Origin of the sequence: Pseudomonas fluorescens, assembly GCF_040448305.1 — a bacterium.
Lineage (GTDB): Bacteria > Pseudomonadota > Gammaproteobacteria > Pseudomonadales > Pseudomonadaceae > Aquipseudomonas > Aquipseudomonas fluorescens_BH.
This window is the reverse complement of sequence record NZ_CP148752.1, coordinates 2,028,106-2,048,774: the sequence shown is the minus strand read 5'-3', so window position 1 is coordinate 2,048,774 and position 20,669 is coordinate 2,028,106. Positions and strand designations below refer to the sequence as shown.

Sequence of the window (20,669 nt, the reverse complement as noted above, 5' to 3'; positions counted from 1 at the left end):
GCAAGTTCTGCGATGACTCAGGCCGCTGTCACGGTCACGGGTGATGTAAAAAACGCCGGATCCTTCGCGTTCGTGCCAGGCACACGCTTGCTCGATGCCGTCAACCAGGGACGCCCGAACGCCGAAAGTTACTGGCTGGCCGCCGCCTGGCTGCACCAGCCACTGTTGGAGCAGCAAGTCCGCCTTAAAGCCGGCGTGCTGTTCGATCTGAAGTTGCTTCAACGTGGGGCCTTGCTTGAAGAAAAGAGCAGCCTTGCGGCCTTGGCTGCGCGCCTGTTTGAACAGGTCAGCCGACTACCCGTTACCGGCCGGAAAGTCGCGGCGCTCGACCCCGTGGCGTTGGAGGTTGCGTTCGCCCGCAATTACTCGCTCAGTGACGGCGACCAGCTGATTTACCCTCTACGCCCGACTACGGTCACTGTCCTGGGCGCAGTTGAACAGCCCTGCACGCTGCCTTATCGCGCCTTGCTGCCAGTCCAGGAATACCTCAAAAGTTGTCTGCCAGTGACCGACGCCGATGCCGATTACCTGTGGCTGATTCAGCCCGATGGCCAGGTCAGGCGAGTCGGTAACGCCGCCTGGAACCGCGAAGACGGGGTGTTTGCCGCCGCAGGCAGCACAATTCTGGTGCCCGTGCGCAACGATGATCCGGACCTGCCCACACCCGACTTGAACGAGCAGCTTGCCCAGTTTCTCGCCACCCAACCGCTGCCCGAGGTGGCCCCTTGAAGTTACGTTTCGCCGCCGTAGTGTTGTTGTTGCCCTACAGCTTGGCTCATGGAGAGCCGCGTTTTACCCAGAATGATTTCGGAGGCGTGGGTTTGTTGCAAACCCCCACCGCACGGATGGCACCCGCTGGCGAATTCAGCCTGAACGCCAACCAGACAGCCCCTTACTCTCGCTATAGCATTTCAATACAGCCCCTTGATTGGCTGGAAGGTAGTTTCCGTTATACCTCCATCAGCAACCGTGATTACGGGCCCGAGTCACTCAGTGGCGACCAAAGCTATAAAGACAAAGCTGTCGATGTCAAAGCCCGCCTCTGGCAAGAAAGCCACTGGTTGCCCGAGGTCGCGCTCGGCTTTCGGGATGTCGGGGGCACCGGCCTGTTTTCCAGCGAATACTTTGTGGCGAACAAACGTTACTACGATCTGGATTTCAGCCTGGGCATCGCTTGGGGCTACATCGGTAACCGCGGGGATATCGATAACCCGCTGGGGTACCTCAATGAGCGCTTTGATACGCGCCCGGTAAACACGGACGCCGGCAACGTCAACACCAACGCGTATTTTCGAGGCTCGCCCGCGTTGTTTGGCGGTGTGTCCTATCAGACGCCGTGGTCACCCTTGAGCTTGAAACTCGAGTTCGACGGTAACGACTACAAGCACGAACCGCAAAACAACAACCAGGAGCAGGACTCGCCCATAAACATCGGGGCGATCTTCAAGTTAAGTGACTCTGTCGATTTGACCGCAGGCTGGGAGCGCGGCAACACCGCGTTGTTCGGCATCACTTTTCATACCAATTTCGCCAGCCGCAAGGCACCGGCCAAGCGCTACGACCCCGCTGTCGAAGCGCTGCCGGCACACGCACCAACCACGCCGCTCGATCAGGTCGACTGGGCGGGGGTTTCCAAACGACTGGAAAACAACGCAGGTTATAAGGTCGAGCGTATTGCTCAACGCGATTCCGAGCTGATTGTGTATGGCGAGCAGTCGCGCTATTTCTACTCCGCCAAAGGCGTGGGCCGGGCCAGCCGGATTCTGGACAACAGCGCAAATGACGAAATCGACTGGTTCACGATGGTGAACAAGCGTTACGACATGCCCGTGGAAGAAACCAGTGTGCCGCGCGACACCTTCCGGGCCGTGGTGAACAACCAACAAGACCTTACAGACCTGCACCGCACCACCGAATTGAACCGGGCCACGCCGCACATTGAAAACACGCTGTACACCCAGGCGCTCGAGCGTTTCACCTATGGTATCGGCTTGGGTTACAAGCAAAACATTGGCGGTCCCGACGGCTTGCTGTACCAGCTGACTGCTGATGTGGACGCAGAATACCGCTTTACCCGCAGCACCTGGACGAGCGGGGTCATCAGCACCAACCTGCTGAACAACTTTGACAAGTTCACGTACGACGCGCCGAGCAATCTGCCCCGAGTGCGCACCGATTTGCGCAAGTACGTCATCACCTCTGATGTAACAATGCCGACATTCCAGCTCAACCATGCCAAGCAACTGGATCAAGACTTGTTCGGCATGGTGTATGGCGGTTATCTGGAGTCAATGTTCGCCGGGGTCGGAGGTGAATTGCTGTACCGCCCCATGGGCGAGCGCTGGGCCATGGGTGCTGATTTGAACTTTGTACGCCAGCGTGACTTTGACCAGGGTTTTGGTCTGCGCGATTACGATACCGTGACCGGTCACATCACCACCTATACCGAACTGCCGTTCGAATTGCAGGCGGCGGTCAGTGTTGGACGTTACCTGGCGCGCGATTGGGGGGCCACGGTCGATCTGTCGCATGAGTTCAGTAACGGCGTGAAGTTCGGTGGCTGGGTTACCCGCACCACGGCCTCGAAAGAAGAGTTCGGCGAGGGTAGCTTCGACAAAGGCATCTATATCTCGGTCCCCTTCGACGAGTTGATGAGCGTTTCTACGATGCGTCGCGCCAACCTGGTCTGGGCTCCGCTGACCCGAGATGGTGGCGCGCGTCTTAACCGCCAATATTCGCTGTACACCATGACCGATGGCCGCGACAAAGATGCGTTCTATAAGAACTTTGAGAAAATCACCGAATGAGTTCGTTACTCCTGGGTGTCACACAACTTTCCCAAAGCCTACGCACGCTGTTTTTCATCGGCGTCAGTGTGATCTTGCTGACAGCCGCTTTGCGAGCGCAACCGGTTCCCGAAGCCTTTGCCCAGGAAGACAAGCTGCATCACCTGCTTGGTTTTTTCGCGTTGTCTTTTAGTTGCCAGCTGGCCTTCCTGCGGGTCAAGGCGCGCTGGATCGCCTTGGGCTGTCTGCTGACGGGGATCCTGATCGAATATGCACAAGCACTGATGCCGCTGCGCACGGCATCACCTTACGACGCCTTGGCCAATGCTGTCGGCGTGTTGATCGGCTTGATTGCGTGGCGTTGGGTGCAACCCGTCAAACAGTCCACTGAGCTCCCGGACACTTAAGACTATGGCTTGCCCCGTGAGCATAGCGACAACACGGCTGAAAACATCAAAACACTGAATCGACGCCACCCATTTCTGTTATGCGGTTTTGAATAAGAAAGGCCTGTAAACGTCAGTTAGGCGAATGTAGTCCTCTGTAGGAGCGAGCTCGCTCGCGATGGTCGTTAACGATAACGCGTATTTACTGGCTAAACGCGGCGTTCTTGAGCCCATCGTCGGAACTCCGCCCGGAGCAAGCTCGCTCCTACAATTTCCTTAACTGAACAGCATTGCTGTAAACGGTATTTTTTTGCTCTTGGGTGCCGCATTTTTTGAGCGGCCATAAACTTTTTCAAGGCAGACCACTATGAACGCTTCCAGATCACCGATCGACGCTGTCTATAAGTCGTCGGACCCTTTTGCACCGGGCAATATGGTTTTTGGACAGCCATTCACCGAGGGCAACAGTGGATTGATGGCCTGGTTGCGGACATACGAAAGTGCGCCCTCCACTGTCACCCCACAGCCAAAGTTATTGGTGGAGCGCATCGGGCTCTTTCCTTCCTCAGGTGATATTCGGCGCATGGTCGGTAATCCCATTGCGCTACTCGAGTACTTGCGGACCCTGTATGCCAGTGAAGCACTGGATATGGATGACAGTGACGGCCTGAGCCTGACGTTCACTGAATGGCGCTTCAAGATCTGCCCATCGGAGAGCGAGATCCTGTTGAAGGTTGAGAGTCGAGGCGATGTTGCACTGATGCAGAAAAAAACTGCAGAGCTGCTGGAGCGGATCGAAGAAAAAAATAGTAGTGAATCCTGGTGAGTCCGCTTCGTCAGAACTCGAATCAACATCTACAACCTTGACGATCCGCCGGGAGTGCGCCAGTGAGGCTGCATGAATGCCTTTTCTGCCCCCGAAAGAGTGACTGCGAAAGAGTTCAAGAGCCTCTCAGCCGTATATTTTGGAATACTCGTACTCAGCATGATAATCGCGAGCCCTAGCATGAGGGCCGTGCGGGGAATTTTGCGAACTTCCTTTCTCTCCAGCCTGAAAAGAAATACGCACGCCGCGGCTGACCCCACAACCGCCCCGGCAATCGCTTCCGGCAGAGGATGAATCGTCTGCCCGACATACTGCACGCTGAACCACCAGGTCGACAGCAGCCCCGCCCCCAGTGCCAGCCATCGAAGGCGATGATCCAGTTGGCGCAATAGCAAACTCAGGACAACGGTCGACACCAGGCAGGCATTCATCGCGTGGCCGCTGATGACCGCGATATCCAGGCTTTCCAGGCCGATACCCCAGCCCTTGAACAGCACTTTACTGAGACCGACGACGAAATAGGCTACGAACAGTATGCCTAGCCATAGGAGGGCGAGTTTTCTGGATGCCATGCTCCATAACCAACCAGCGACGACCATGGCCGCTGGAAGCATGATGGTGATTCCGGCGTATTGTGCGATGTACAGTTTTGACACCAATCTACTTACTCACGTCTCATGCAATTTTCCAGTGTGATGGACACTGGCCGCGTGCACAGTAGATACCACGTTCATCGATCAACAAAGCACTTCAGACGATTCTCTACGACAACCACTGAATAACTGGCGATGTGCATTGCCAGTCCGTCCTCCACCAACGCGTCCAGCAAGGCAGCTTGTGCCGCGAAGCGCAGGTCGAGGTTGAGTTTTCGAGAGGCGTGCATCTGATCGATCAGAACATGGGTCACTTGATAAGGGGTGTTGACCCTCAGACGCCCCAACCAGACGGGGATTTTTTTTGCCGTTTTGGATGGCCTGATATCCAGCACGCCCGTTGCCTTGTCCGAAGCGGTGTTCTTCGAAACCTCCACGATTTCTTCAAATACGCCGGTCAACTTTTTTAGTGCGTAGCCAAGCATCAAATCATCAAACGCATCCAAAAACATATACCTCTTCACGTTGTGAAGTTATTTCTACAAACACGAATTCTCAATATCACATTACACTTTATTTTATATATGTACTGGACGTATTTTAACGATCAAAATCTCCGCCAGATAACATTACATTTGTTACCACGGAGATTAACTTTGCCAGGGTGTTAATTGACTTTTTATAACAATCATTGAGCCCGCAATCGAACTATATAGACTTCAACGATATGGGTAATTACACGTAAGGTGCCGCGAGCGTTATCAGAGGACTCGGGCGTCAGATGATCTGATTGCCAGGCGCTGACCGTCAGATCAGTTGAACCTGTGAGCCCGCCTGGCATCCTATTCATCTATACGGCACCCCACCTTTCAAACACCTGTTTTCAGGTTGTTGCCGCAGGGGCCATCGATACACGTACACGCCCTTGAGTGGCTGTCAGCGCTCGGGTAATGTCATCAGACCCATAGGACAGAGCACGCCCATGACTTCCAAGCTGGAACAACTTAAGCAAATGACCACCGTGGTTGCCGACACCGGCGACTTCGAAGCTATCGCTCGCGTTAAACCCGTGGACGCCACCACTAACCCTTCCCTGCTGCTCAAGGCCGCGGCCATTCCTGCGTATGCCGAGCTGCTGAACGGCAGCGTCAATGACTGCAAGGGTGATGTGGGCCTGGCCAGCGACCGTTTTGGCGTGGCCGTGGGGCAAGAAATCCTCAAAGTGATCCCGGGCCGTATTTCCACCGAAGTGGATGCGCGCCTGTCGTTCGACACTGATGCCATGTTGAAGCGTGCCCATCGCCTGATCGAGCTGTACGACAAGGCCGGTATTGGCCGCGACCGCGTGCTGATCAAGATCGCGTCCACCTGGGAAGGCATCCGCGCTGCCGAGATCCTGGAAAAGGAAGGCATCCAGACCAACCTGACCCTGCTGTTCTCCTTCGCCCAGGCAGCCGCCTGTGCCGACGCCGGGGTGTTCCTGATTTCGCCGTTCGTGGGCCGTATCTACGACTGGTACAAGAAAGCCAACGGCAACGACTACACCGGCGCGGATGATCCGGGCGTGCAGTCGGTGACGCGCATCTACAACTACTACAAGGCCAATGACTACAAGACCGTGGTCATGGGGGCGAGCTTCCGCAATCTGGGCCAGATCGAGCAGCTGGCCGGCTGCGACCGCCTGACCATCAGCCCGGACCTGATCGACAAGCTGGCCGCGGATACCGGCAGGCTGGAGCGCAAACTGGTGCCAGGCCATGCCGGTGAAGCGCGCCTGAGCCTCAACGAATCGCAGTTCCGCTGGTTGTCCAACGAAGATGCGATGGCGACCGAGAAACTGGCTGAAGGCATTCGTCAGTTCGCACGGGATCAGGAGAAGCTTGAGGCGCTGTTGCAGGCCAAGCTGTGATCTGAGTGGGTGTAATGCAAAAAGGGCGAACCCTCACAGGTTCGCCCTTTTTTGTATGTGTTTGGTGACTGTCAGGACGCCATCGCGAGCAGGCTCGCTCCCACAGGGATTGGCGGGATGGCTTTGGTCGTGTGCCGAACGAAGAACCTGTGGGAGCGAGCCTGCTCGCGATGGGGCCAGTCCGGCCCACATCACTTCAGGGGATCAGTGCCGCTCCAGCGCATTCACCAGGTCATGGAAGGCTTCACGATTGGTGTCGTTCAGGCCCATGAGGATCTTGTGCGCTTCGAGCACCTTGATCCGCACCACTTCTTCGGATTGATCCTGGTCTGGCAGGTCGTCCAGGCATTCCGGGCACGGCACCGGCTGATCAACGATGTTGAACACCTGCTCGAAGCCCATGGACTGCAGCAGACGGGTGATGTCTTCGTGGGTGGTGACGACGGTCGGCAGCAGGCCGACTTTTTGCCGCGACAGGATCGACAGCTTGGCCAGCAGGCCAAGTGTGGTGCTGTCGATGCTGCGGGTTTCGGTCAGATCGATCACGATCGTGTTGAAATTCAACGCGCTGAAGATCCGCTCAATAGTCGCATCCAACGCCGAACACAGGGTCAGGCGAACTTCACCGACGAACTTCAGGACGAAGGTGCCATCCTGCTCGGCGAACTGGATTCTACCGGTACTCATCAAAGATTCCTGCTCAACACCAACAGGGCGATATCATCCGGCATCTCCCCTAGCGTGGCCAATCCAAAAACCTGCCGCAGCCCATCCAGGGTGCCGCCCGCAGCCTTGACCCGTTGGGGCAACGCTGCCTCTTTTTCTTTGAGTGTGGGTTCTGGCAAAAGGTCCAGAATACCGTCAGACATCAGCGTCAGGCTGAACGTCGGTGGCAGTTCCAGCACGTGGTCTTCGTAGGTGGCTTCGTTGAAGAGGCCCACCGGCAGACCACGCCCTTCCAGATAACGAACACTGTCTGGCGTGTACAACACTGGCAACGGCAGATGACCGCCGATGCTATAGGTCAACAAACCGGTCTCCTCGTCGATGACTCCACCGACCATTGTGACGTGTTTACCCAGCTTACAACTGATCAGGCCCCGGTTGATATGACCAAGAACCTCTGAAGGCTTGAATTCCGGCAAGGTGCCGCTGCGCTTGGATTCGAACAGCAAGCGCGTGGTCATGAACTTCAACAGCACGGTGACGAAGGCTGAAGAGGCGCCGTGACCGGAAACGTCCGCCAGGTAAAAGGCGACCCGGCGCTCGTCGACCCGGAAGTAGTCGACGAAATCACCCGACAGGTACAGCGACGGGATGATCTGGTGAGCAAATTTGAACTCGTCGATGGTCCAGGGGCTGACCGGCAGCATGTTCATCTGCACCTGGCGACCGGCGTTCTGGTCCTCCTGGAGCAGGTTCAGGCTGGCTTCGAGCTCGCGGTTGGCCTTCTCCAGCTTCTCGCGGTAGCGCTGGTTCTCCAGCAACAGGCGCGCACGATCCAGGGCCCGGCGCACGGAGTGCTCGAGCACGGCCAGATCTTCGAGAGGCTTGATCAGGTAGTCCGCTGCGCCCAGGCGCAGGGCTTCGACCGCGTCGTTCATCACGCCGGCACCCGACACCACGATCACCGGCGTTTGCGGCGAACGTTCGGTCACCTGGCGAATGAGTTCGAGTCCGCCCATCTGCGGCATGCGCAGATCGCAGATGACCAAGTCGGGCTTGTCTTGCTCGAATACCTGAAGACCCTGCTGACCATTGCTGGCCTGCAAGACGCTGAAACCACTGTCTTCCAAATAGGCGGCGAGGCTCGCGCGCACTACTTCGTCATCATCGATTATCAGCAGCGTGGCACTGGTTTTTGGCATGTGGGCAAACGGCGCCAGAATTAGGTTGGCGTAGCAGACGGGGACTTTGGCCCGGTACTGACTACTGGATTCGCTTTCTAGCCTCTCTGTCGCACCGCTTTCGGGCATTTGCCCTACACACATGTACACCAGAGGTGCCCTTCTAAGGCGCAGACGGTACTCCCATCCGCGGGGCGTTTCAAGCTCACGCCGATGGTCGCTTGACGTCTTTATTTGTCAAATCACCGAGAGTTATAAGAACAGGCAAATCCGTAACCCAATGGAAGGATGGAACCCATGAGTCAAACCGCTCGGGACTGCAGCGAAAAGCGCGGTTTTATCCGCATGCAGATCTTCGCAGACAAAAAAGGCGGCCTTGATGGCCGCCTTCTCAATTTACCGGTCGAGGTTAAAAATCGTCTTCAACCTGACCGTCTTTCACCTTGAATTCACGGTTCTGCAAGTACGCATTACGGATGAAGGTGTACTTGTCGCCGGTGATCAGCTTCTCGCTCGACAGCAGGTTGGCACGGGTATCGACGATGTCCAGTGCGTGGAACGAGTTACGCACCGGAACGTCGTCTACGTAACGATAAGCACCGGTATAGCTGTCGACGTACTTGGACGGCGCATCACGCAAGGTGCTTGGCCCCAGCAGGGGCAGCATCACGTAAGGGCCGCTGCCGACACCCCAGTAACCCAGCGTCTGACCGAAGTCTTCGTCATTGCGCTGCAGGCCCATTTTGGTGCCGACATCAATGACGCCCAGCAAACCGAAGGTGGTGTTGAAAATGATTCGTGCGGTATCAACGCCTGCGGCGTGAGGTTTGACCTGCAGGATATCGTTGGCCAGGTTGCGCACATCGCCGATGTTGCGGAAGAAGTTGTGAACACCGTCTTCGACAAACTGCGGCGTCACGTACTGGTAGCCCTGGGCCAGGGGTTTGAGCGCGTAAGTGTCGAGCACATCGTTGAACTTGTAAATCGGGCGGTTGACGCTTTCCCAAGGATCATCTTCCGTGGCTGCCTGGGCAACGAACGGAACCAGCATCACACTGGCGCATACACAAATCCTGGCTAGATGATTGCTCCAGCGCATAGAAAAAAACTCCTTGGTTTGTACTGGCCCGGGCGCTTGGCCCAGGCAATAAGCTGGCAAGTATAAGGCGTAAACGCCGTTTAAGGCACTTTGCACGGAATCCACACCGAAGGAATCGTGCCCAAAGTGGGCGATTCAAACCCATGTCACTCAACTGTCACCGTCACCCACTAGCCTTCAGGCTATTTCAGGGACGTATACATGCCGCTCGCCGAAGCCTTGCCCCAAACCGCACCCAGCCTGACCGCCGTACTGTTCGGCCTGAGTGGCTGCCTGGTGGATTTCGGCGCACACACGCACCGGCACGGCAGCCACTCGGCCGAACACGCCGAGGCCACACCCGGCGCACTGGATAGCCTGCGCAGCTTGCAGCGCCAGCAAATCCCCTGCGCCTGGCTCGATGAACTGCCCCCTGCCCTCAGCCAATCCCTGGCCGCGGCGCTGCCGGAATGGATCAAACCTTCGCAACATCCAGCAACAAACACCCCATGGCCCGCCCCGAATGCCTGCTGGCAAGCCTTGATGACCCTGAACGTCGAGCGACTCGACGGCTGCGTGCTGGTGAGCGGCGAACCCCGCTTGCTGCAAGCGGGTCTCAATGCCGGGTTGTGGACCATCGGCCTGGCGTCCTGCGGCTCGCTGTGCGGGTTGACGCCCGAGCAATGGCAAGTGTTGAGCCCGCAGGAGCGCGACATCAAACGCGCCAAGGCGACGATGCAACTGTTCGGTCTGGGCGTACATTCAGTGATCGATCACCTCGGTGAACTCGACACCTGCCTGGCCGATATCAGCTTGCGTCGGCTCAAAGGCGAAAAGCCCTGATCGAGATCATGCACGTTGGGCGCGAGTGGATTAATCTAAAGGTAAGCCATCGACCTTTGGCCCGCCGCCTTGGCCTGCCGCCACGGTCTATGCCAGTGCCTATCGATTAAAGAAGGAAGAACGCCATGCCTGCCCGCGAACTGCAAGAACAGCTCAATGCCCTGCGCGAGCAATTGGAACAGAATCCTCCATTGTCTGATGCCGAACGCGCCGAGTTACACGAACTGATGCAACAGATCGAGTTGAAGCTTGAGCTCGAAACCAAAACCCAGGATTCCAGCCTCGCCGATGGCGTCAACCTAGCCGTGGAACGCTTCGAACTCGAACACCCTACCCTTGCCGGCACCCTGCGCAACATCGGGCAGGCCTTGGCCAACATGGGGATCTGAACCCTGCTGATGCAAAAAAGCCCTGCTATCGCCAGCAGGGCTTTTTCGTTTCTACGACTGGCAATGCAAATCCCCTGTAGGAGCGAGCCTGCTCGCGATGAGGCCGGCACATCCAACATCAATGTTGCCTGACACTCAGCCATCGCGAGCAGGCTCGCTCCTACAATTGGATCTTCATTGACGGACCAGGCGATGGTTCGGCAGTTGCACCTCTTCAGTGCTGCGGTACGGGTTGATATCCAGCCCGCCACGACGCACATAACGCGCATACACCGTCAGTTTCTCCGGTTTCAGCAACCGCTGCAGGTCGAGGAAGATCCGCTCTACACACTGCTCATGGAAGTCCGAGTGCTGGCGGAAGCTGACGATGTACTCGAGCAGGCTCGCGTGATCCAGCGCCGCGCCACGGTACTCCACCGCCACACTGCCCCAGTCCGGCTGGCTGGTGACCGGGCAGTTGGACTTGAGCAAATGGCTGTGCACGCTCTCTTCGACAATGCGCGAATCATCGCAACGCAGCAGTTCCGGCCGTGGATGCTCGTAGTTGCTGACGCTGATATCCAGCTCATCGATGCACACGCCCGGCAAGGCCACGACACCTTCGCTCTCGACATCCTTGAGACTGCGAATACGCACGCCCACCGGTTTGCCGGCAGCCGCCGACAAGTCCTTGGCCAGCGTCGCTTCAAGGCTCGCGGTATCGGCAAACGGCGTCTGGTTCAGGGAGTTGAGGTACAGCTTGAACGACTTCGACTCGATGATGTTCGGCGAATCCGCCGGAATGCTGAATTCGCCGATCGCCACCACCGGTTTGCCCGACGGCAGCAGCCAGGACAGCTCGAAGCAGTTCCAGAAGTCCACGCCTTTATACGGCAGGGTTTGCGCCGTCAGGCCCAGTTCCGCCCACTTCGCGGTACGCGGGATCGGGAACAGCAAGGACGGCGTGTAGGTGGCGATGTATTCGCTGGACTTGCCCAGCGGCGAGTGTTCGGCTGCGGGATGCATGGCGGAAACCTGACTGAAGAATCAGCGGATTCTATCAGCCTTTGCTCCCGCCTTTGAGTGCTTACTGACTGACAGTCAATTTGCCGACCATGCCGGCCTGGTAATGACCGGGGATATTGCAGGCAAATTCCAGATTGGTGGCCTTGCTGAAGGTCCAGGTCAGCTCGGCGGTCTTGCCCGGCTCCACCAGCACGCTGTTGGGGTCGTCATGCTTCATGCTGTGGTCCATTTTGCTGTGATCCATGCCGGCCATGTTGCCGTGGTCCATTGCCTTCATGCCGGTGGGCGTCAGCATTCCGCTCTGTTGCATCTGCAACATTTCCTGCTGGTGTCTGGCGTGCATCGCCGCATCCCCCAGGTTGAGCTCATGCAACAACTGGCCTTTATTGACCAGCACGAAGCGCACGGTTTCCCCGGCCTTGATGTCGATGGACTGCGGCGTGAAGGACATGTCCTCCATCACCACCTCGATGCTACGGGTCGCCTTGGCCGCCGGGGCCGGCTGACCGAAATCGAAGGTATGCCCGGCGTCTGCCCACACCGGTGAACTCAGCGCCAGCAAACAAACGATTTGCGCCACGGATTTGCGTAAAAACATCGTCATACTCCAACAAGATAAGGCTCAGCATGGGCAAAACTCTAAACTGCTGCCACTGCCCGCAACCTGACAGCCAGATTACAACTTTGTCAGGTTGCCCTGCGCCAATGCTGCCCACGGTATAAAGCGTTCGTTCCACTTGCCAAGAGTCGCCCATGAAACTGCTGATCGTCGAAGACCAACCGAAAACCGGCCATTACCTGCGCCAGGGCCTGGCCGAGGCCGGGTTCAACACCGAACTGGTGGCTGACGGCAACACCGGTCAGCAATTGGCCCTCAGCGGCGAATATGCCCTGCTGATTCTCGATGTGATGCTGCCGGGGCGTGATGGCTGGCAGATTCTGCAAGCGGTGCGCAGCGCCGGCCTGGACACGCCGGTACTTTTTCTGACCGCCCGTGACGCCGTAGAGGACAGGGTTCACGGCCTCGAACTGGGCGCCGATGACTATCTGGTCAAGCCGTTTGCCTTCTCCGAACTGCTGGCCCGGGTCCGCAGCCTGTTGCGTCGCGGCAGCGCCACACCCCAGGAGACCAGCCTGCAACTGGCCGATTTGCGCCTGGACCTGATCCGGCGCCGGGTCGAACGCAGCGGCCAGCGTATCGACCTGACCGCCAAGGAATTCGCCCTGCTGGAAATGCTCCTGCGCCGCCAGGGCGAAGTCCTGCCCAAGTCGCTGATTGCCTCCCAGGTCTGGGACATGAATTTCGACAGCGACACCAATGTCATCGAGGTGGCGATCCGTCGTCTGCGCCTGAAGATCGACGATGAATTCCCCAACAAGCTGATCCATACCGTGCGCGGCATGGGCTACGTCCTTGAAGAGCGCCCCGCCTGATGCGCCAGCTGTCCTTGAGCAGCCGCCTGGCGCTGCTGTTTGCCGCCTGCACCGCGGTGGTGTCGTTGTTTGCCGGGGTGCTGTTCAGCCGCGCCAGTGAGGCGCACTTCGTTGAGCTCGACCAGCAACTGCTGGACGGCAAGCTGATTGGCTTGCGTCGGGCCCTGCACGACCTTCAGTCGAGTGACAGCGAGGTGAAACTGGCAGAGGAATTGAGCCGGCAGGCTGACCTGTCCCTGCGAATCACCGGCAGCGACGGCCAGCGCTGGTATGACAGCTCGACCAACATTCCCCAGGTATTGCCGCGCCAGCCCGGATTGTCGACGGTGAGCCATGAAGGCATGGATTACCGAGTCCTCAATGCGCCGCTTTTCGCGGGCAAACCCGAGTCTCCGCAACTGACCTTGCTGCTGGACATCACCCACCACCAGCACTTTCTGCAACGCATGCAGCATTTGATCTGGCTGACCGTCGGCCTGTCAGCCCTGGCCACCGCACTGCTGGGCGCCTGGGCGGCACGCAGCGGTTTGCGCCCGTTGCGGCGGATCAGTGCGGTGGCCAGCGGTGTTTCCGCGCAGTCGCTGAACTCGCGCTTGCCTGAAGAAAACATGCCGCCGGAACTGGCGGAAATGGCCCACAACTTCAACGCCATGCTCGGACGTCTCGACGACTCGTTTCAGCGCCTGTCCGCGTTCTCCGCCGACATTGCCCATGAACTGCGCACACCATTGTCGAACCTGCTGACCCACACCCAGGTCACCCTCACCCGCCCGCGCCCCATCGAGGACTACCGCGAAGCCCTGCACAGCAACCTTGAGGAGCTGCAATGGATGGCGCAATTGGTCAACGACATGCTTTATCTGGCCAAGGCTGATCATGGGTTGTTGATTCCCAAGCGCGAACCATTGGAACTGGGACAGGAAACGGATCTGTTGCTGGAGTTTTTTGCGCCATTGGCGGAAGACGCCCGGGTCACGCTCACACGTGAAGGGCTGGGCCGCATGGAGGGTGATCGCAGCATGTTGCGGCGGGCGTTGTCGAACCTGCTGGACAACGCACTGCGGTTCACGCCGGTCGATGGCGAGGTTCGGGTGCGAATCGCCGATCAGCCAAAAGAATTGCGCCTGACTGTTGAAAACACGGGCCAACAGATTGCCGAAGATCTATTGCCGCGCCTGTTTGACCGGTTTTACCGGGCCGATCCTGCGCGTCGTGAAGGCAGTAGCGAACATGCGGGACTGGGCTTGGCGATCACCCAGTCGATCATCCGTGCCCATGGCGGGCAGATTCGTTGCGAATCGGAGAAGGGGTGGACTAGGTTTGTGATCGATTTGCCAAGGGAAGATTGAGGCCGGCAGTTGCGGCCTCATCGCGAGCAAGCTCGCTCCCACAGGGTCTGGGGGTGTTCACAAATACATGATTCAACCCGGTCTACTGTGGGAGCGAGCTTGCTCGCGATGGCGGTGTTACTGGTTACGAATATCTCAGTGCATAAGCCGGCTCAATCTTCGCCGCCCGCCACGCCGGGTAAACCGTGGCCAGGAAGCTCATGACAAACCCTGCCGTGCAGATCAACGCCACATCCGCGCCTTGCAGCTCAGACGGCAGGTTGCTGACGAAGTACACATCGGAACTGAAGATGTGCTGTCCGCTGACCCGCTCGATCCAGCCCACGATCTGGCTGACGTTCAGCGCGGCAATCACGCCCAACACACCGCCAATCAGGGTGCCGACAATACCGATCACCGTGCCCTGCACCATGAAAATCGCCATGATCTGCCGTGGCGTGGCGCCGATGGTGCGCAGGATCGCGATGTCCGCGCCCTTGTCGTTCACCACCATGATCAGCGTCGCGATGATGTTGAACGCCGCCACCGCGACGATCATCAGCAACAGCAGGCCGATCATGGTTTTTTCCATTTTCATTGCGCTGAACAGGCTGCCCTGGGTGTGGGTCCAGTCGTCAGCCTTGTAGGCGGCGCCCAGCCCCGTGGCGATGTCGTTGGACACTTGCGGCGCCGCATACAGGTCCTTCACCGCCAGGCGCACACTCTGCACCTGATTCGGCTCCCAGTGCTGCATCTGCGCGGCATCGGCCATGTGGATCAGCGCCATGGTGCCATCCAGTTCCGCACCGACCTTGAACACGCCGACCACATTCAGCCGTTGCATGCGCGGGGTGATGCCGCCCGGCGCATTGCTGACTTCCGGCACGATCAGGGTGATCTTGTCGCCGACGTTCAAGCGGAAGCGGCGCGCCGTGATCTCACCGATCACCACGCCGAATTCGCCCGGTTTCAGGGCTTCGAGGCTGCCCTGAACGATGTGCTTGGCAACGATCGACACCTGGCCTTCCAGCGCCGGGTCGACACCGCTGACCTGGATTGGCTGCATCGTGCCCTTGTAGGACAGCATGCCTTCCATCTCGGTGAACGGCACCGCCGCCGTCACTTCCGGGTTTTTCATCGCGGCCGCTGCCACGGGCTTCCAGTCATCAATCGGATTGACGCCGACGATGGTGGCGTGCGGCACCATGCCGAGGATGCGCGAGCTCATTTCGCGCTGGAAGCCGTTCATCACCGACAGCACCACGATCATTGCCAGCACGCCGAGGGCGAGGCCGATCATCGAGGTCATCGAGATGAAGGAAACAAAGCGATTGCGGCGCTTGGCGCGGGTATAGCGCGTGCCGATAAAGATCGATAACGGTCTGAACATTCGCTGGGGCACCGTATGGAAATAAATGACCCGACGCCTTTTCAGGCATCGGGTTTCAGCCAATCAGATAGGAGTGAGGCAACCTTCCTGCAAATGCAGGACGCGATCCATCTGGCGGGCCAGGTTCATGTCGTGGGTCACCACCAGGAACGCCGTGCGCATCGAGGTGCTGAGCTCCAGCATCAAGTCCTGGATCCCCTGGGCGGTGTGGGAATCGAGGTTGCCGGTCGGCTCGTCGAGCATCACCAGGCCCGGATTGTTCACCAGGGCACGGGCGATGGCCACGCGCTGACGCTCACCACCGGACAATTCGGCCGGTTTGTGCTCCAGGCGATGGCCCAGCCCTACCCGCTCCAGCAACGCCGTGGCACGTTGACGCGCTTCGGGGATCGCGGTCTTGCCGATCAGCAGCGGCATGCAGACGTTTTCCAGGGCGGTGAATTCCGGCAGCAGGTGGTGGAACTGGTACACGAAGCCGAGAGCGCGATTACGCAGCAGGCCGCGTTTCTTCTCGCTCAGCGCCGACAGCTCTTCGCCGTCGAGCCAGACGCTGCCCTTGGTCGGTGTATCGAGGCCGCCCAGCAGGTTGAGCAAGGTACTTTTGCCCGAGCCCGACTTGCCGACAATCGCCACACGCTCTCCCGGGTGCAACTCCAGTTGCAGGCCGGCCAACACTTCCACCGACTCCGGGCCTTCCTCGTAGGATTTGCCCAGGCTGCGGCAGCTCAAGATTGCTTTATCACTCATGCCCGACTCACTCATAACGTAGCGCCTCCGCAGGCTGGGTGCGCGCGGCACGCCAGGCTGGATACAGGGTGGCGAGGAAACTCAGGACCAACGCCGCAGAGCAGACCATCACCACGTCCTGGCTCTGCACTTGCGACGGCAGGTAATCGATGAAGTACACGTCGGCGTTGAGGAACTTGTGCCCGATCAGGCCTTCGAGGGCCGAGATCGCGGCGCTGACATTCAGCGCGGCGAAGATCCCGACCACGGCGCCAATGGCCGTGCCGACCACGCCAATGACGGTGCCTTGCACCATGAACGTGCGCATGATCGTGCCCGGCGTGGCGCCCAGCGTGCGCAGGATCGCGATGTCGCCCTTCTTGTCATTCACCACCATCACCAGCGTGGAAATGATGTTGAACGCAGCGACCGCGACGATCAGCAGCAGCAACAGGCCGATCATGGCTTTTTCCATGCGGATCGCCTGGTACAGGTTGCCGTGGGTGCGGGTCCAGTCGCGGGCGTAGAAGCGGTCTTCGCCGAGATCGCGGGCGATGCTCCACGCGGTGCGCGGTGCCTGGAACAGATCGTCGAACTTCAGGCGCAGGCCCTGGACCTGGTCCGGTTTCCAGCGGTGCAGCCGGGCCAGATCCTGCAGGTTGGTGACGCCAAGATAGCCATCGAGTTCACCGGCGCCGACATGGAAGATACCGACCACGGTAAAGCGCTTCATTCGCGGGAACATCCCGGCCGGGGTCACGGTGACTTCGGGCGCGACGAAGGTCAGCTTGTCGCCGATCGCGGCCCCGAGCTTGGCCGCGGCCTTGTCGCCGATGACAATGCCGAACTCACCCGGCACCAGGTCGTCGAGTTTTCCCTGGGTCATGAACTGATCGATGATCGACACCTGGCGCTCTTGCGCCGGGTCGATGGCATTGAGCAGGACTTTCGAGACCTTGCCGTTGTTGGTCAGCAAACCCTGCATTTGCGTAAACGGCGCAACGGCCGTCACCTGCGGGTTCTGCTTGACCTTGGCGGCCAGGCTTTGCCAATCGCTGATCGCCTCGCCGGACTCGATGGTCGCGTGGGGCACCATGCCCAGCACGCGGGTGCGCATCTCATGATCGAAGCCGTTCATCACCGACAGCACCACGATCATCACGACCACGCCAAGGGCGAGCCCGATCATCGAAGTCAGGGAAATGAATGACACAAAATGATTGCGACGCTTTGCACGGGTGTAACGCGTGCCGATAAATACGAAGAGAGGTCTGAACATGTCGGGGCTTGTTCGGAGGGAAAAGGAACGTCCTTGTGGCGGGGGTCGATAACCAGCTTTACACTCAGACCACCGCCGCTACCATGGGTTCGCCATGTCGACATTAGATGAAGAAGATCGCCGCGAATACTACCGTATCGAGGATACGATCGCACTGGAAATTCGGCCCCTGTCCGCTCCCGAAGCCGCTGGCCAAGAAGTGTTGCAGGATGCGTCCCCACTCTTCAACTTGCTCAGCGAACTGCACCTGAGCGAATTCGAGTCGCAACACCTGTTGCGCCAGATCAGCGAACGCGACCGGAACCTCGCGGCGTTCCTCAAATCCCAGAACAAACGCATCGATTTGCTGAGTCAGGTCATCGCTCTGACAGTGCTCGGGCAGATCGGCGAACCGCAGCCGGTGATCATCTCCGAAGGCGGCATCGACTTTCAGCATCCGTCGCCCATTGCCGCCGGCGCACGCCTGTCGGTCAAGCTGGTGCTGATGCCACAAGCCCTGGGCCTGCTGCTGCGCGCCCGCGTCACCCATTGCGACCGCAAGGGCGACGGCTATGACGTTGGCACCGAGTTCGAACACCTGACCGACGCCCAGCGCCAGCTCCTGGCCCGCCACATCTTGCAGAAGCAGGCCCAGGAACGACGCCTGGCCCGCGACCAACTCGAATCAGGCAATTAATTTAAGGAAGAACCGTGACCCTCATCTACGGCCATCGCGGCGCCAAGGGCGAAGCACCGGAAAACACCCTGACCAGCTTTCAGGAATGTCTCAAGCACGGCGTGCGTCGCTGCGAACTGGACCTGCACCTGTCCATGGACGGCGAGTTGATGGTCATCCACGACCCGACCCTCAAGCGCACCACAGACCGTCGCGGCAAGGTCGTCGAACACACGGCGGCTGAGCTTGTGACTTATGACGCACGCAAGGGTGGCCCGGGCTGGGTCAAGCCGTGCCCGATTCCGACGCTGGAACAACTGCTCGAGACATGCGACTTCGATCACTGGCAGCTGGAAGTCAAAAGCGCATCGAGGATGCGTGCCGCGACCACTGTGCTGGCGATTCGCGAAATGGTGCAGCGTCATGGCCTGATGGACAAGGTGACTATCACCTCGAGTTCACGCGAAGTATTGAAGGCCGCGCTGGAACTGGTGCCGGACGTGTCCCGCGGGCTGGTGGCCGAGTACGCCTGGCTCGACCCGCTGAAGGTCGCGGCGAGCTATGGCTGTGAGATTCTGGCGCTGAACTGGACCCTGTGCACGCCGGAACGCCTGCAAAGGGCGCAGCGTCAGGGGCTGCATGTGTCGGTGTGGACCGTCAACGAGCCTGCGCTGATGCGCAGACTCGCCGACTTCGGCGTTGACAGCCTGATTACAGACTTTCCCGGTTTGGCCACCGCCACGCTCGAGAATTGCTGAAATCGGTCTCCCCGGCCGGCTCAGGCCACCGGCCGGAGCCCGTCAAAAAAGCCGGTTGAGGCCGTCGTACGCGGCTACCCGATAGGCTTCGGCCATGGTCGGGTAGTTGAACGTGGTGTTGACGAAATACTTCAGCGTGTTCAGTTCGCCCGGCTGGTTCATGATCGCCTGACCGATGTGCACGATCTCCGACGCCTGATAACCGAAGCAGTGAACGCCTAGCACTTCCAGGGTCTCACGGTGGAACAGGATCTTCAGCATGCCTTGCGGCTCGCCGGCGATCTGCGCCCGCGCCATGCTCTTGAAGAAGGCCTTGCCCACTTCGTACGGCACCTTGGCCTGGGTCAGTTCCTGCTCGTTCTTGCCGATCGAGCTGATCTCCGGAATGGTGTAGATGCCGGTCGGCACGTCATTCACAAAGCGCCAGCTACCGTTATCGACGATGCTGCCGGCGGCCGAACGACCCTGGTCGTGGGCGGCACTGGCCAGGCTCGGCCAACCGATCACGTCACCGGCGCCGTAGATGTTCGGCACGCAGGTGCGGTACGCCTCGTCGACTTCGATCTGGCCACGGCTGTTGACCTTCACGCCGATGTTTTCCAGACCCAACTGATCGGTGTTGCCGGTACGGCCGTTGCACCAGAGCAAGGCGTCGGCCTTGATCTTCTTGCCGGACTTGAGGTGCAGGATCACGCCGTTGTCCACGCCTTCGACGCGGTCGTAGTCTTCGTTATGGCGAACCGTGATGTTGTTGTTGCTGAAGTGATAACTCAGGGCCTGGGAAATTTCCGAGTCGAGGAAGCTCAGCAGTTGACCACGGTTGTCCACCAATTCAACCAATACACCCAGACCGCTGAAGATCGAGGCATATTCGCAACCGATCACGCCGGCGCCGTAAACGATGAGTTTACGCGGGGTGTGGCCGAGGCTGAGGATGGTGTCGCTATCGTAGATACGCGGGTGGTGGAAATCGATGTCCGCCGGGCGATAAGGACGCGAACCGGTAGCGATGATGATGTGTTTGGCCACCAGTTTTTCCACCACGCCGTTGGCGCAGACCACTTCGATGGTTTGCTCGTCGGCGAAGCTGCCGGTACCGAAGAACACGTCGACGCGGTTACGGGCGTAGTAGCCGGTACGCGAAGCGACTTGTTTGGAGATGACTTTCTCGGCGCTTTTCAACACGTCCGGGAACGAGAACCAGCGCGGCTCACCAATGGCCCGGAACATCGGGTTGGTGTTGAATTGCATGATCTGCCGCACCGAGTGACGCAGTGCCTTGGACGGGATGGTGCCCAAGTGAGTGCAGTTGCCGCCGACCTGGCGACGGCTATCGACCATCGCCACCTTGCGCCCTGCCTTGGCGGCGTTCATTGCCGCGCCTTCTCCCGCCGGGCCGGAACCCAACACCACCACGTCGTAGTTGTAGACAGCCAT

The 20,669-nt window shown here is 58.9% G+C and carries 22 protein-coding genes; 11 read left to right on the top strand and 11 right to left on the bottom strand.

Annotated features, from left to right (window positions below):
* Positions 1–12 precede the first annotated feature (12 nt).
* The 4 genes from WHX55_RS09335 to WHX55_RS09320 all read left to right on the top strand — a co-directional run bounded on the left by WHX55_RS09335 (position 13) and on the right by WHX55_RS09320 (position 3,998).
* Complete coding sequence (locus WHX55_RS09335; protein ID WP_353743031.1) at positions 13–729, top strand: capsule biosynthesis GfcC family protein; 717 nt, start codon at positions 13–15, stop codon at positions 727–729.
* Entirely contained in the window at positions 726–2,807 is a 2,082-nt protein-coding gene (locus tag WHX55_RS09330) for a YjbH domain-containing protein (RefSeq protein ID WP_353742437.1), read from the top strand. The genes WHX55_RS09335 and WHX55_RS09330 overlap by 4 nt, the downstream gene beginning before the upstream one ends.
* Positions 2,804–3,193, top strand: coding sequence for a VanZ family protein (locus WHX55_RS09325; RefSeq protein WP_353742436.1), 390 nt, complete (start codon positions 2,804–2,806; stop codon positions 3,191–3,193). The genes WHX55_RS09330 and WHX55_RS09325 overlap by 4 nt, the downstream gene beginning before the upstream one ends.
* 346 nt (positions 3,194–3,539) lie before the next feature.
* Positions 3,540–3,998 carry a mannose-1-phosphate guanylyltransferase gene (locus WHX55_RS09320; protein WP_353742435.1) on the top strand — a complete coding sequence of 153 codons (459 nt, stop codon included), beginning with the start codon at positions 3,540–3,542 and terminating at the stop codon, positions 3,996–3,998.
* A 29-nt stretch (positions 3,999–4,027) separates the two neighbouring features.
* Here WHX55_RS09320 and WHX55_RS09315 read toward each other — a convergent pair whose 3' ends face one another.
* Both WHX55_RS09315 and WHX55_RS09310 read right to left on the bottom strand, forming a co-directional pair.
* Positions 4,028–4,612 (bottom strand): hypothetical protein, encoded by a 585-nt coding sequence (locus WHX55_RS09315; RefSeq protein ID WP_353742434.1) that lies wholly within the window; start codon positions 4,610–4,612, stop codon positions 4,028–4,030.
* A 116-nt stretch (positions 4,613–4,728) separates the two neighbouring features.
* Entirely contained in the window at positions 4,729–5,103 is a 375-nt protein-coding gene (locus tag WHX55_RS09310) for a hypothetical protein (RefSeq protein WP_353742433.1), read from the bottom strand.
* A 470-nt stretch (positions 5,104–5,573) separates the two neighbouring features.
* Here WHX55_RS09310 and tal point away from each other — a divergent pair, with 470 nt between their 5' ends.
* Complete coding sequence (gene tal, locus WHX55_RS09305; protein ID WP_353742432.1) at positions 5,574–6,500, top strand: transaldolase; 927 nt, start codon at positions 5,574–5,576, stop codon at positions 6,498–6,500.
* A 204-nt stretch (positions 6,501–6,704) separates the two neighbouring features.
* Here tal and rssC read toward each other — a convergent pair whose 3' ends face one another.
* The 3 genes from rssC to WHX55_RS09290 form a co-directional block, all read right to left on the bottom strand.
* Positions 6,705–7,187, bottom strand: a complete 483-nt coding sequence (rssC, locus tag WHX55_RS09300) for an anti-sigma factor antagonist RssC (RefSeq protein ID WP_008003418.1) — start codon at positions 7,185–7,187, stop codon at positions 6,705–6,707.
* Positions 7,187–8,368, bottom strand: a complete 1,182-nt coding sequence (gene rssB / locus WHX55_RS09295; protein WP_056722032.1) for a two-component system response regulator RssB — start codon at positions 8,366–8,368, stop codon at positions 7,187–7,189. Before rssB ends, rssC begins: the two co-directional genes overlap by 1 nt.
* 388 nt (positions 8,369–8,756) lie before the next feature.
* Entirely contained in the window at positions 8,757–9,446 is a 690-nt protein-coding gene (locus tag WHX55_RS09290) for a VacJ family lipoprotein (protein WP_150724718.1), read from the bottom strand.
* Positions 9,447–9,647: 201 nt separating this feature from the next.
* Between WHX55_RS09290 and WHX55_RS09285 the strand changes: the two genes are divergently transcribed.
* Together WHX55_RS09285 and WHX55_RS09280 are read left to right on the top strand one after the other, a co-directional pair.
* On the top strand, positions 9,648–10,268 hold the full coding sequence (locus tag WHX55_RS09285) for an HAD family phosphatase (protein ID WP_150724717.1): 621 nt from the start codon (positions 9,648–9,650) through the stop codon (positions 10,266–10,268).
* Between the two features lie 125 nt (positions 10,269–10,393).
* Positions 10,394–10,657, top strand: coding sequence for a DUF4404 family protein (locus tag WHX55_RS09280; RefSeq protein WP_008020667.1), 264 nt, complete (start codon positions 10,394–10,396; stop codon positions 10,655–10,657).
* A gap of 174 nt (positions 10,658–10,831) precedes the next feature.
* Here WHX55_RS09280 and queF read toward each other — a convergent pair whose 3' ends face one another.
* The gene (gene queF, locus WHX55_RS09275; protein WP_150717086.1) at positions 10,832–11,662 is read right to left on the bottom strand and encodes an NADPH-dependent 7-cyano-7-deazaguanine reductase QueF; all 831 of its coding nucleotides are present in this window, start codon (positions 11,660–11,662) and stop codon (positions 10,832–10,834) included.
* A gap of 61 nt (positions 11,663–11,723) precedes the next feature.
* On the bottom strand, positions 11,724–12,260 hold the full coding sequence (locus tag WHX55_RS09270) for a cupredoxin family protein (RefSeq protein ID WP_353742431.1): 537 nt from the start codon (positions 12,258–12,260) through the stop codon (positions 11,724–11,726).
* Between the two features lie 155 nt (positions 12,261–12,415).
* On the opposite strand from WHX55_RS09270, the gene WHX55_RS09265 reads away from it, so the two are divergent.
* Complete coding sequence (locus WHX55_RS09265; protein WP_007995297.1) at positions 12,416–13,096, top strand: heavy metal response regulator transcription factor; 681 nt, start codon at positions 12,416–12,418, stop codon at positions 13,094–13,096.
* Positions 13,096–14,445: a heavy metal sensor histidine kinase gene (locus WHX55_RS09260; protein ID WP_353742430.1), complete on the top strand. Its 1,350-nt coding sequence runs from the start codon at positions 13,096–13,098 to the stop codon at positions 14,443–14,445. The genes WHX55_RS09265 and WHX55_RS09260 overlap by 1 nt, the downstream gene beginning before the upstream one ends.
* A gap of 124 nt (positions 14,446–14,569) precedes the next feature.
* On the opposite strand, the gene WHX55_RS09255 is transcribed toward WHX55_RS09260, so the two are convergent.
* The 3 genes from WHX55_RS09255 to WHX55_RS09245 all read right to left on the bottom strand — a co-directional run bounded on the left by WHX55_RS09255 (position 14,570) and on the right by WHX55_RS09245 (position 17,819).
* Positions 14,570–15,814 (bottom strand): lipoprotein-releasing ABC transporter permease subunit, encoded by a 1,245-nt coding sequence (locus WHX55_RS09255; protein ID WP_151213260.1) that lies wholly within the window; start codon positions 15,812–15,814, stop codon positions 14,570–14,572.
* A 63-nt stretch (positions 15,815–15,877) separates the two neighbouring features.
* Positions 15,878–16,561: a lipoprotein-releasing ABC transporter ATP-binding protein LolD gene (gene lolD / locus WHX55_RS09250; protein WP_173677889.1), complete on the bottom strand. Its 684-nt coding sequence runs from the start codon at positions 16,559–16,561 to the stop codon at positions 15,878–15,880.
* Positions 16,562–16,568: 7 nt separating this feature from the next.
* Positions 16,569–17,819, bottom strand: coding sequence for a lipoprotein-releasing ABC transporter permease subunit (locus WHX55_RS09245; protein ID WP_150724712.1), 1,251 nt, complete (start codon positions 17,817–17,819; stop codon positions 16,569–16,571).
* 94 nt (positions 17,820–17,913) lie between these two features.
* Between WHX55_RS09245 and WHX55_RS09240 the strand changes: the two genes are divergently transcribed.
* Positions 17,914–18,495 carry a PilZ domain-containing protein gene (locus tag WHX55_RS09240; protein WP_150724711.1) on the top strand — a complete coding sequence of 194 codons (582 nt, stop codon included), beginning with the start codon at positions 17,914–17,916 and terminating at the stop codon, positions 18,493–18,495.
* 14 nt (positions 18,496–18,509) lie between these two features.
* A complete protein-coding gene (locus WHX55_RS09235; protein WP_150755192.1) occupies positions 18,510–19,232 on the top strand; it encodes a glycerophosphodiester phosphodiesterase in 723 nt (240 codons plus the stop codon).
* Between the two features lie 42 nt (positions 19,233–19,274).
* Here the strand turns inward: WHX55_RS09235 and sthA are convergent, their stop codons facing one another.
* Positions 19,275–20,669, bottom strand: coding sequence for a Si-specific NAD(P)(+) transhydrogenase (gene sthA / locus WHX55_RS09230; RefSeq protein ID WP_007984277.1), 1,395 nt, complete (start codon positions 20,667–20,669; stop codon positions 19,275–19,277).